Origin of the sequence: Pseudoroseicyclus tamaricis, from assembly GCF_012070395.1 — a bacterium.
GTDB classification, from domain to species: Bacteria; Pseudomonadota; Alphaproteobacteria; order Rhodobacterales; family Rhodobacteraceae; genus Pseudoroseicyclus_A; species Pseudoroseicyclus_A tamaricis.
The window spans coordinates 508,676-518,791 of sequence record NZ_JAAFYS010000004.1; the positions used below are offsets into that span (position 1 = coordinate 508,676).

Sequence of the window (10,116 nt, forward strand, 5' to 3'; positions counted from 1 at the left end):
GATGAAAAGGGACCCCGAGCCGGCTGTTAGCGCGGCGTGCTGAGGGACAGGCGCCGCAGATGTTGACCCGTGGCGCCGTGGCATGGCCTATGGCGCCATGGCACGGGCGGCAAAGGGCGAGCGAGGCGGCAGGGGCCGGCGGCGCAGGGGCGAGGAGGGGGCGACGCCCCGCCGGCGCATCCGCCCGATCCGCTGGCTCTTCGGCTGGATCTTCCGGCTCGCGCTCCTCGCGGTCGTCCTTCTCTTCGCGGCGCTCGGCGCCTACGCGGTCATCGACCCGCCGACGACGCCCTACATGCTGCAGGAGCGGCAGCGGCTCGGTGCGCTGCAGCACGAGTGGGTCGACATGGAGGAGATCGCGCCGGTCATGGCCCGCGCCGCCGTCGCCGCCGAGGATGCCAACTTCTGCCTGCACTGGGGGCTCGATCTCGACGCCATCCGCATCGCGCTGGAGGCTGGTGCGACGCGCGGCGCCTCGACCATCTCCCAGCAGACGGTGAAGAACGTCTATCTCTGGCAGGGACGCTCGTGGCTGAGGAAGAGCCTGGAGGCGGGGATCACGCCGCTGATGGAAGTGATCTGGTCGAAGGAGCGGATCCTCGAGGTCTACCTCAACATGATCGAGTTCGGCCCCGGCATCTTCGGCGTCGGTGCGGCGGCGGAGCATTACTTCGGCAAGCCGGCGGCCAACCTGACGGCTGGGGAGGCGGCGCGGCTGGCGGCTGTCCTCCCCAGCCCGCAGACGCGCGACGCCGCCAACCTGACGACGATGATGCTGCGCCGCGCCGCCTCCATCCAGGACGGTGCCGCGACGATCGCCGGCGACGGGCGGGCGGCCTGCTTCTGAGCGCCCTGACGCGGCGGGGCGGGGCGCGGAGGCCCGCCGGTGCCCGCCGCCGTGAGGCGTGAGACGCTTGCGGGCGACCACGCCTTCCCCCTAATGAGGGGCATGGCTCAGGACCGCCCCACCATCCGCCTTTATCACTACCCGCTCTCGCCTTTCAGCCGGAAGGTTCGCCTCGTGCTGGCCGAGAAGCGCATCGAGGTCGAGCTCGTGGAAGAGCGATATTGGGAGAAGGAGGCGGAGTTCCTGCGCCGCAATCCCGCCGGCAAGGTGCCGGTGCTCCGCTTGGGCAGTCGCATGATGTCCGAGAGCACCGCGATCTGCGAGTATCTCGACGAGACGCATCCCGAGCCGCTGCTGATGCCGAAGAGCCCCGAGGCGCGGTACGAGGTGCGCCGGCTGGTCGGCTGGTTCGACGACAAGTTCCACCGCGAGGTGACGGAGAAGCTCGTCGGCGAGCGGGTCTTCCGCAAGATCATGGGCACCGGCTATCCCGATTCCGGGAACGTCAAATCCGGCGCCAAGGCCATCAAGTGGCACCTGCGCTACATGGAGCACCTGCTGGAGCAGCGCCGCTGGCTGGCGGGCGGGGAGATGACGCTCGCCGATTTCTCGGCGGCGGCCCACATCTCCTGCCTCGACTACATCTCGGACGTGGACTGGAACCTCTCGGAGACGGTCAAGGACTGGTACGCCAAGATCAAGTCGCGCCCGGCCTTCCGCGGCATCCTCGCCGACACGGTGCCGGGCTTTCAGCCGGCGCCGCATTATGCCGACCTCGATTTCTGATTGAGGGACCCGGGGCGCTGCCCGTCGCCATTGGCGGCTTGAACCAATGGCGCTACCAATGGCAACCCCTGAGGTATTTTCGGCCAGATGAATGGGGGGCGGAGTGAAAGAGGCCCTGCGCAGCTTTGCCCTGGAAGCCGGGTTTTCCTCTATGGGGATCTGCCGGCCGGATGCGATTCCGCAGGCGAAGGAGCGGCTCGGCGCCTTTCTGGGCGAGGGCCGGCAGGGGCAGATGAGCTGGCTGGAGGAGCGCGCGCATTGGCGCGGTGACCCGGCGGCGCTCTGGCCTGAGGCGCGCAGCGTGGTGATGCTGGCGGAGGTCTACCAGCCGGAGGATTCGCTGGCGCTGCTGGGGGAGCGCGAGCGGGGGATCGTCGCCGGCTATGCGCGCGGCAAGGACTACCACGACATCGTCAAGAAGCGGCTCAAACGCGTCGGGCGCTGGCTGCTGGAGCAGGCGCCGGAGGGCGAGGAGATCAAGGTCTTCGTCGATACCGCGCCGGTGATGGAGAAGCCGCTGGCCGAGGCGGCGGGGCTGGGGTGGCAGGGCAAGCACACGAACCTGCTCAGCCGGAGCCTTGGCAACTGGTTCTTCCTCGGTGCCATCTTCACGACGCTGGAGCTGGAGCCCGATGCGCCGGAGGGCGAGCATTGCGGCTCCTGCACCGCCTGCCTCGACATCTGCCCGACGAACGCCTTCCCCGCGCCCTTCCAGCTCGATGCGCGGCGTTGCATCTCTTACCTGACCATCGAGCATCACGGGGAGGTGCCGGAGGAATTCCGCGCCGCGCTGGGCAACCGCATCTTCGGCTGCGACGATTGCCTCGCCATCTGCCCGTGGAACAAGTTTGCCGCTCAGGCGCGCGAGACCCGCTATGCGGGGGAGGCGGCGCCGCCGCTGGCGGAGCTGGCGGCGATGGACGAGCTCGCCTTCCGCGAGCGCTTCAAGGGCATGCCGCTGCGGCGACTGGGGCACGCGCGCCTGATGCGTAACGTGCTCTACGCCATCGGCAATTCCGGCGCTGCTCACCTGGCGGAGGCGGCGCGGCCGCATCTGCAGAGCGAGGATCCGGCGGTGCGCGATGCCGCCGCCTGGGCGCTCTCACGCCTTGGTGTAGTGGGCGAGAGCGGGGGCCGCCTTACGTAAGGGTGCATGAAACATCTTATCCTGCCCGCCGTCGTCGCCGTTGCCCCTCTTGCCGCCTTTGCGCAGGTGGAACAGGGCCCGGCCAATGCAGATTTCCAACCCGCGTTCGAGAACCAGACCCGCGCCCCGGCGCTCGAGTCCTCCGCCGTCACCGTGACGACCGTCGCCGACGGCCTCGTCCACCCGTGGGGCATCACGCCCCTGCCGGATGGCGACTGGCTGGTGACGGAGCGGCCCGGCCGCCTGCGCGTGCTGCGCGCGGACGGCTCGCTCTCCGATCCCGTCAGCGGCCTGCCCGAGGTGGATGCCCGCGACCAGGGTGGCCTCCTCGACGTGGCCGCCGGCCCGGATTTCGCCGAGAGCAGGCTGATTTATTGGACCTACGCCAAGCGCGTCTCCGGCGGCACCGTTACAGCCGCTGCCCGTGGCGTGCTGAGCGAGGACCGCTCGGAGGTGACTGAGGTGGAGGAGATCTTCACCCAGACGCCGCCCTCCTCCAACGCCATGCACTACGGCAGCCGCCTCGTCTTCGACGGGCCTTATCTCTACGTGACCACCGGCGAGCACTTCTCCGTCTCCGACCGGCAGCTCGCGCAGGAGCTGGACACCACCTACGGCAAGGTCGTGCGCCTGACGCATGACGGCAGCGTGCCCGCCGACAACCCCTTCGTCGAGCAGGAGGGCGCCCGGCCGGAGATCTGGTCGCTCGGCCACCGCAACATCCAGGGCGCAGCCACCGGCCCCTCCGGCGAGCTCTGGACGATCGAGCACGGCCCGGCGGGCGGTGACGAGCTGAATCTGCCCGAGCCCGGCGAGAACTACGGCTGGCCCGTGGTCAGCTACGGCCAGCGCTACAACGGCGAGCCCGTCGGCTCCGGCGAGGCGAGGGCCGAGGGCTTTGAGGAACCGGTCTACTACTGGGATCCGGTGATCGCTCCGGCCGGAATGACCTTCTACGACGGCAGCTTCGAGGAATGGCAGGGCGACCTGCTGATCGGCTCGCTGACGCCCGGCGGTGTCGTCCGTCTCGAGATCGAGGACAACCGGGTGACGGGGGAAGAGCGCATCCGGCAGGACCTGGGGCGCATCCGTGATGTGCACATGGCGCCGGATGGGTCACTTCTTCTGCTGGTGGACCAGGAAGACGGGTCCGTGCTGCGCATGACGCCGGGAATTTAACACATCTGTCCCGCACTTGTGTCATGCTGCACCTGAAGGGAGGCCCTCATGATCGATAACCTCATTGCCCGTCTGGCGGACCTGTTCGCCGCGGTGACACGCCCGGCCCCCGTGCCGGTGCCGGTACGGATCGACCGGCGCCCCCACCGCTAAGGGGCGCCGAAGAGAGGCCGCCCCCGGGGCAGTCTTTACCTCACCGCCCGCGTCGCTAGGGTCGCGCCCCGACTGGGGCGTGTCCCCGGGGCGCCGGCACAAGGGCTGGCGCCCCTCTTCCGGGGCGTCCCCATGCAACCGCTTCGCGGCATCCTCCTCAAGCTTCTCTCCGTCACGCTGTTCGTCGGCATGGCGACCATCGTGAAGGCGACGGCCGGGGAGGTGCCGCCCGGCGAGGCGGTCTTCTTCCGCTCCCTCTTCGCGATTCCCGTCATTCTGGGATGGCTGACGCTGCAGGGGCAGCTGTCGACCGGCATGAAGACGACGCGGCCCCTCGGACATATCTGGCGCGGGGTCATCGGCACCTCGGCCATGGCGCTCAGCTTCACGGCGCTGGGCCTCTTGCCGCTGCCGGAGGCGACGGCCATCGGCTACGCGGCGCCGCTCCTCGTGGTGGTGCTTGCGGCGCTGATCCTGCGCGAGAAGGTGGGGGTCTTCCGGCTTTCCACCGTCGCGCTGGGGATGGTCGGCGTGGTCATCGTGCTGGCGCCGAACCTCTCCGTCGCCAGCGGGGGCATCGGCGGGCAGGAGGGGCTGGGGGCCATGGTGGCGCTGACCGGCGCCTTCTGCGCGGCGCTGGCGCAGATCCAGGTGCGGCGGCTGGTGCAGGTGGAGGGGACTGCGACCATCGTCTTCTGGTTCTCCGTCACCGCGACTTGCCTGTCGCTGCTGACCCTCCCCTGGGGCTGGCGGATGCCGAGCCCAACCGCCTTCGGCCTGCTGGTGCTGGGCGGCTTGCTCGGCGGGTTCGGGCAGATCTGCCTGACCTCCAGCTACCGCTTCGCCGACGCCTCACTCATCGCGCCCTTCGACTACGCCTCGATGCTGCTGGCGCTGCTCGTCGGCTTCTTCCTCTTTGCGGAGGTGCCGACGGCGACGGTGCTCTTCGGCGCCGGGCTGATCGTTCTCGCCGGGGTGGGGGTGATCCTGCGAGAGCGGCACCTCGGCCTGAAGCGCGCACGGGAGCGGCGGGCATCGCGGCCGGGCGGGCCGCATTGATGCCGGCGGAGACGACGCCGCTCTGGGCCTGGGCGGCCTTCGCCTACCTGACGATCAACGCCATCACCTACGGGCTGTTCTTCTGGGACAAGCGGGCCGCCATCCGCCGCGAGTGGCGGGTGCCGGAGGCGACGCTGCTGGGCTGGGCCGTCTTCGGCGGGGCGCTCGGCGGGGTCATTGCCCGCCGGGTCTTCCGCCACAAGACCCGCAAGCAGCCGTTCAGCGGCACGCTCACCCTCATCTTCTGGCTGCAGGTGGTGCTGGCGGCGGCCCTCCTCTGGCCGGAGAGCCGCCGCCTGATCTTCTCGGCCCTGTCGGGTCTGGCGGCGGGCTGACGCCCGGCCGGTCAGCTCCGCACCAGCGCCTCGTAGCTCTCCGCGATGTCGCGGGTCAGGGCGCCGACCTCGAAGGTGAAGTCGCCGATCTGGCCCACCGGCGTCACTTCCGCCGCGGTGCCCGTCAGCCAGCATTGCTCGAAGCCTTCCAGCTCCTCCGGCATGATGTGGCGCTCGTGCACCGTGATGCCGCGCTCCTTCAGCATGCCGACGACCGTCTGCCGGGTGAGCCCGTTGAGGAAGCAGTCCGGCAGCGGCGTGTGGACCTCGCCATCCTTCACGAAGAAGACGTTGGCGCCCGTCGCCTCGGCCACGTAGCCGCGGTAGTCGAGCATCATGGCGTCGGAGCAGCCCTTCGCCTCGGCCTCGTGCTTGGACATGGTGCAGATCATGTAGAGCCCGGCGGCCTTGGCCTCGCTCGGGATGGTCTCGGGGCTCGGGCGCTTCCACTTGGAGAGGGCGAGCTTCGCGCCCTTCATCTTGGCGTCGCCGTAGTAGTTGCCCCACTCCCAGCCGGCCACCGCGAGGCGGACGGGGTTGCGGGAGGCGCTGACGCCCATATCGGGGCCGGCGCCGCGCCAGGCGATGGCGCGGACATAGGCGTCCGTCCAGCCGTTGGCCTCGAGCATGGCGTACTTGGCGGCCTCGATCTCCTCCACCGTGTAGGGGATCTCGAAATCGAGAAGGTTGGCGGAGCGCTTCAGGCGCTTGGAATGCTCGACGCCCTTGAAGATCTTGCCGCCGTAGCAGCGCTCGCCCTCGAAGACGGAGGAGGCGTAGTGCAGACCGTGCGTCAGGATGTGCACCTGCGCGTCGCGCCACTCCACCAGCTTGCCGTCCATCCAGATCTTGCCATCGCGATCGTCATAGGCCCCGACCATGATCGTCTCCTCCGCTTTCCACTTCTTTCGCAAGTAGGTCCGAACCGGACATAAAGTTGCGCAATTTCTGCAACTCGGCTACCAGTCGCGTCTTGGAATGTCAACAAGGCTGACATATTCTGTGATGCAAGACAGGGGAGGGAGACATGGCTGAAGGTGCCGGCGGGCAATCGCTGCTGTTCCTGACGGACGAGCAGCTGCGCAAGGGGATCGAGGCGATGTTCTTCGCCTATCGCGGCTTCACGGCCGATCCTGACCGTATCCTGGCGGAGAAGTCTTACGGCCGCGCCCATCACCGCGCCATCCATTTCATCCACCGCTCGCCCGGCACCACGGTCAACAACCTGCTCGCGACGCTCGGCGTCACCAAGCAGTCGCTCAACCGGGTGCTGCGCAGTCTCATCGAGGACGGGCTGGTGGAGAGCCGGGTGGGGCGCAGTGACAAGCGGGAGCGGAACCTCTACCTCACGACAACGGGGCAGGAGCTGGAGCGCGAGCTCTCCGACGCGCAGCGCGAGCGGATGCGCGCCGCCTACCGCACCGCCGGGCCCGAGGCCGTCGCCGGCTTCCGGCAGGTACTGGAGGCGATGATGGACGAGGACATGCGCCGCCAGTACGAACGCCTCACCGAGGGAGGGCGGAAATGAGCGACGCGGCGCATCTGCTGCTCGTCGACGATGACGAGCGGATCCGGCAGCTCCTGCAGAAGTTCCTGATGCGCCACGGCTTCATCGTGACGACGGCGCGCGAGGCCGCCCACGCGCGGCGGCTGCTGGAGGGGCTGGAGTTCGACCTGATCATCCTCGACGTCATGATGCCGGGGGAGGACGGGGTGAGCCTGTGCAAGTCTCTGCGCGCCGAGCTGGGCACGCCGATCCTGCTGCTGACCGCCAAGGCGGAGACGGGCGACAGGATCAGCGGGCTGGAGGCGGGGGCCGACGATTACCTCGGCAAGCCGTTCGAACCCAAGGAGCTCCTCCTGCGGATCAACGCCATCCTGCGCCGCACGCCGAGCGCGGAGCCGGCGCCGGTGCGGCCGAAGGTGCTGCATCTCGGTGGCATCCGCTACGATACCGACCGGGGCGAGATGTGGGCCGGCGACGACCCGGTGCGCCTGACGGCGACGGAGAGCCAGCTGATGCGCATCTTCTCCGCCCGCGTCGGAGAGGTGCTCACCCGCGCGCATCTGGTGGAAGAGCTGGGCCGCGCCGGAGGGCAGGCGCAGGAGCGCGCGGTGGACGTGCAGATCACCCGCCTGCGCCGCAAGATCGAGAGTGACCCCCGCCAGCCCCGCTACCTGCAGACGGTCCGGGGCGCCGGATACCTGCTGGCGCCGGATTGATCGGCGGGGACGGCGCGCCGGTTTCGGCGGCCATCCCCTTGGCCCAAATGCCACAAGCGCCCGCCGGGGCCGATCTGAATCCTTTGAAATCTGGACACTGCGCGCCCCCGCCGGCTAGTCTGGTCACCAAACGGGGCGTGGACGACCCCGGACCAGAGGCAGAGATGGCATTTCCCGAGCGCTTTTCGCAGCTCCCTCCCTACGCGTTCCCGCGTCTGCGGGCGCTGCTGGACGGCCACGTGCCGGGCGGCGAGCCCATCGCCATGTCCATCGGTGAGCCCACCCATGCCATGCCGGAGTTCCTTGCCGAGGTGCTGCAGGCCAACCTCGGCGGATTCGCGAAATATCCCGTCAACGAGGGCACGCCGGAGCTGCTCTCCGCCATTCTCGGCTGGCTGGCCCGCCGCTATGGCGCTGAGGAGCTGACGCCGGAGAACCTCATCGCCCTCAACGGCACGCGCGAGGGGCTGTTCGCGGCCGGCCTCGCGCTTTGCCCCGAGGAGAAGAACGGCCAGCGCCCCGTGGTGCTGACGCCCAACCCCTTCTACCAGGTCTATGCCGTCGCCGCGCTCGCGGCCTCGGCCGAGCCCGTCTACGTCTCCGCCACGGAGGAGACTGGCTTCCTGCCCGATTACGGCGCGCTGCCGGCCGAGGTGCTGGATCGCACGGCGCTGGTCTACATCTGCTCCCCCTCCAACCCGCAGGGCGCGGTGGCGGGGCGCGATTACTGGGCGCGCCTGCTGCGCCTTGCCGAACGCCACGATTTCATCATCCTGGCCGACGAGTGCTATTCGGAGATCTACCGAGACGCGCCGCCGACCGGCATCCTCGAGGTGGTGCGCGAGGAGGGGGCGGACCCGGAGCGGGTCGTCGCCTTCCACTCGCTCTCCAAGCGGTCGAACCTGCCGGGCCTGCGCTCCGGCTTCGCCGTCGGCGGGCGGCAGGCCATCGCGCGGCTGCGGCAACTGCGCTCCTTCGCCGGGGCGCCGCTGCCGCTGCCGCTGCAGGCCGTCTCGGCCCGCGCCTGGGATGACGAGGCGAATGTCGCCGCGAACCGGGCGCTCTACGGCGAGAAATATCTCGCCGCCGACCGCATTCTCGGCAAGCTGCCGGGCTACAGGGCACCGGAGGCAGGCTTCTTCCTCTGGCTGCCGGTGGAGGATGGCGAGGCGGCGGCGCTGCGGCTCTGGCAGGAGGCGGGGCTGAAGGTCCTGCCCGGCGCCTATCTGGGCCGAGAGGTGACGGGCGGCAATCCCGGCACCGGATACATCCGGGTCGCGATAGTGGCCCCAAAAGACGAAATGCAGCGCGGGCTCGAGCGGCTCCGCGACTGCCTTCAGTAGTAGACGTGAGGCGAGGTAACATGGCGTATCAGGCACGAGGGCGGGACCCGCTCTTCGACAGCAACATGCAGGCGGCGATCGAGAAGCGGGGGCGCGAGCTCATCGGTATCGTGCTGGTCGGGCTGGGGCTGGCCGCCGCCGCGATGCTCTTCTCCTACACGCCTGACGATCCCAACTGGCTCGTCGCCTCCGACGCGCCGGTGCAGAACATGATGGGCCGGCTCGGCGCCTCGCTGGCGCATCCGCTGATCATGATCTGCGGCCGCGGCGCCTGGGTGCTGCCGCTGGCGCTGATCGTCTGGGGCGTCCGCCTCGCCGGGCACTGGCGCGAGGAATGGGCGCTCTGGGGCCTCGTCTTCACGCCCTTCGCGGTGGCGCTCGCCTCCGTCCACTTCTCCACGCTGGCGCCGCCGGCGACCTGGCCGCACCAGTTCGGCCTCGGCGGGCTCTTCGGCGACACGATCGTGGCGGTGCTGCTGACGGCGCTGCCCATCGGGGCGAACTTCGGCGTCAAGCTGCTCTCGCTGATCACCGGCGTCGCCTCACTGGTGCTCGTCGGCTGGGTGATGGGCCTGACCCGGGTGGAGCTGGCGCGCGCCTGGCGGCTGCTCGTCTGGGCCATCGTCATGGTCTACGCGCTGATCCTGCGGGTCGCCGGCCACGGCGCCGCCGCCAGCTTTCGCGGCGTGAGCATCGCCGGCACCCGCGCCCGCGAAGCGATGGCCGAGCGCCGGCAGGCGGCGGAGGCCCGCGCCGCCGAATGGGCGGAGGAGGACGAGGCGGAGCGTCTGGTGCCCGAGCGCCGCGTCCGCGTCTCCCGCCCGGCCCGCGCGCAGGTTCCGGCGCCGGTGATCGAGGAGGAGGACGACGACGACGAGGTCTTCGAAGGCGGCTACGACGACGATGATTACGACGCGCCGGTCGCCAGCGCGCCCGCCCGCCGCCATGTCATGCCGCCGCCGCCCCGCCCGACCCCGGTGGAGGGCGGCCTGCGCGCCGAGCCGCGCCAGCCCGCCGGCCGCGCCCGGCAGGCGGAGCCGCACC

At 69.8% G+C, this 10,116-nt stretch carries 11 protein-coding genes; 10 read left to right on the forward strand and 1 reads right to left on the reverse strand.

Going from position 1 to position 10,116, the window contains the following annotated elements; translation table 11 throughout:
• Window positions 1-97 precede the first annotated feature (97 nt).
• The 6 genes from mtgA (at window position 98) to GY170_RS18290 (ending at window position 5,506) form a co-directional block, all read left to right on the forward strand.
• Window positions 98-847: a monofunctional biosynthetic peptidoglycan transglycosylase gene (gene mtgA, locus GY170_RS18265; protein ID WP_163896354.1), complete on the forward strand. Its 750-nt coding sequence runs from the start codon at window positions 98-100 to the stop codon at window positions 845-847.
• A 102-nt stretch (window positions 848-949) separates the two neighbouring features.
• Window positions 950-1,633 (forward strand): FtsZ-binding protein FzlA, encoded by a 684-nt coding sequence (fzlA, locus tag GY170_RS18270; RefSeq protein ID WP_163896253.1) that lies wholly within the window; start codon window positions 950-952, stop codon window positions 1,631-1,633.
• Window positions 1,634-1,724: 91 nt separating this feature from the next.
• Entirely contained in the window at window positions 1,725-2,780 is a 1,056-nt protein-coding gene (gene queG, locus GY170_RS18275) for a tRNA epoxyqueuosine(34) reductase QueG (RefSeq protein WP_163896255.1), read from the forward strand.
• 6 nt (window positions 2,781-2,786) lie between these two features.
• A complete protein-coding gene (locus GY170_RS18280; RefSeq protein WP_163896257.1) occupies window positions 2,787-3,959 on the forward strand; it encodes a PQQ-dependent sugar dehydrogenase in 1,173 nt (390 codons plus the stop codon).
• Window positions 3,960-4,244: 285 nt separating this feature from the next.
• Window positions 4,245-5,171 (forward strand): DMT family transporter, encoded by a 927-nt coding sequence (locus tag GY170_RS18285; RefSeq protein WP_163896259.1) that lies wholly within the window; start codon window positions 4,245-4,247, stop codon window positions 5,169-5,171.
• Complete coding sequence (locus GY170_RS18290) at window positions 5,171-5,506, forward strand: DUF1294 domain-containing protein (RefSeq protein ID WP_163896261.1); 336 nt, start codon at window positions 5,171-5,173, stop codon at window positions 5,504-5,506. The genes GY170_RS18285 and GY170_RS18290 overlap by 1 nt, the downstream gene beginning before the upstream one ends.
• 11 nt (window positions 5,507-5,517) lie before the next feature.
• Here the strand turns inward: GY170_RS18290 and GY170_RS18295 are convergent, their stop codons facing one another.
• On the reverse strand, window positions 5,518-6,387 hold the full coding sequence (locus GY170_RS18295; protein ID WP_163896263.1) for a branched-chain amino acid aminotransferase: 870 nt from the start codon (window positions 6,385-6,387) through the stop codon (window positions 5,518-5,520).
• Window positions 6,388-6,533: 146 nt separating this feature from the next.
• Between GY170_RS18295 and GY170_RS18300 the strand changes: the two genes are divergently transcribed.
• The 4 genes from GY170_RS18300 to GY170_RS18315 all read left to right on the forward strand — a co-directional run.
• Window positions 6,534-7,034 (forward strand): MarR family winged helix-turn-helix transcriptional regulator, encoded by a 501-nt coding sequence (locus GY170_RS18300; protein ID WP_163896264.1) that lies wholly within the window; start codon window positions 6,534-6,536, stop codon window positions 7,032-7,034.
• Window positions 7,031-7,729, forward strand: a complete 699-nt coding sequence (locus tag GY170_RS18305; RefSeq protein ID WP_163896266.1) for a response regulator — start codon at window positions 7,031-7,033, stop codon at window positions 7,727-7,729. Before GY170_RS18300 ends, GY170_RS18305 begins: the two co-directional genes overlap by 4 nt.
• A gap of 164 nt (window positions 7,730-7,893) precedes the next feature.
• Window positions 7,894-9,072 (forward strand): aminotransferase class I/II-fold pyridoxal phosphate-dependent enzyme, encoded by a 1,179-nt coding sequence (locus GY170_RS18310; protein WP_163896269.1) that lies wholly within the window; start codon window positions 7,894-7,896, stop codon window positions 9,070-9,072.
• 20 nt (window positions 9,073-9,092) lie between these two features.
• Window positions 9,093-10,116, forward strand: a 1,024-nt coding sequence (locus GY170_RS18315; RefSeq protein WP_203531373.1) for a DNA translocase FtsK 4TM domain-containing protein, incomplete at its 3' end; no start/stop codon positions are given.

Excerpts from the sequence above, each read along its gene's own strand:
- mtgA (WP_163896354.1), top strand. The coding sequence starts at position 98 with ATGGCACGGGCGGCAAAGGGCGAGCGAGGCGGCAGGGGCCGGCGGCGC.
- fzlA (WP_163896253.1), top strand. The coding sequence starts at position 950 with ATGGCTCAGGACCGCCCCACCATCCGCCTTTATCACTACCCGCTCTCG.
- queG (WP_163896255.1), top strand. The coding sequence starts at position 1,725 with ATGGGGGGCGGAGTGAAAGAGGCCCTGCGCAGCTTTGCCCTGGAAGCC.
- GY170_RS18280 (WP_163896257.1), top strand. The coding sequence starts at position 2,787 with ATGAAACATCTTATCCTGCCCGCCGTCGTCGCCGTTGCCCCTCTTGCC.
- GY170_RS18285 (WP_163896259.1), top strand. The coding sequence starts at position 4,245 with ATGCAACCGCTTCGCGGCATCCTCCTCAAGCTTCTCTCCGTCACGCTG.
- GY170_RS18290 (WP_163896261.1), top strand. The coding sequence starts at position 5,171 with ATGCCGGCGGAGACGACGCCGCTCTGGGCCTGGGCGGCCTTCGCCTAC.
- GY170_RS18295 (WP_163896263.1), bottom strand. The coding sequence starts at position 6,387 with ATGGTCGGGGCCTATGACGATCGCGATGGCAAGATCTGGATGGACGGC.
- GY170_RS18300 (WP_163896264.1), top strand. The coding sequence starts at position 6,534 with ATGGCTGAAGGTGCCGGCGGGCAATCGCTGCTGTTCCTGACGGACGAG.
- GY170_RS18305 (WP_163896266.1), top strand. The coding sequence starts at position 7,031 with ATGAGCGACGCGGCGCATCTGCTGCTCGTCGACGATGACGAGCGGATC.
- GY170_RS18310 (WP_163896269.1), top strand. The coding sequence starts at position 7,894 with ATGGCATTTCCCGAGCGCTTTTCGCAGCTCCCTCCCTACGCGTTCCCG.